A 232-nucleotide genomic window follows, 5' to 3' on the forward strand; every position below is an offset into this window, starting at 1 on the left:
TTCTCGTCTGAAGTCGCTCCATATGCTTCGGTTCAGGGCGCCACATACCAATAGCATGCCGTGAGATGTCAAAGCCGATCTGATAAATAAGCGCCAGCGCTTCATCGGACGTGCCGAACGTTACTCCGGCCTCATCGGCCGTCACGGCATCATCGCGTCGCACGGCGACTAGCGAATCTGTGCAGCCTGTCTCGACGAGGAGCACACACCACCCCCCAGCGATGCGTTGAAG

1 protein-coding gene is annotated in these 232 nt (G+C 58.2%); it reads right to left on the reverse strand.

Annotated features, from left to right (window positions below):
- A partial coding sequence (locus SB847_RS22385) for a hypothetical protein (RefSeq protein WP_410578969.1) occupies positions 1–205 on the reverse strand: 205 nt, incomplete at its 3' end.
- Positions 206–232: the final 27 nt, after the last annotated feature.

Origin of the sequence: Bacillus sp. SIMBA_026 (genome assembly GCF_046535335.1) — a bacterium.
Lineage (GTDB): Bacteria > Bacillota > Bacilli > Bacillales > Bacillaceae > Bacillus > Bacillus velezensis.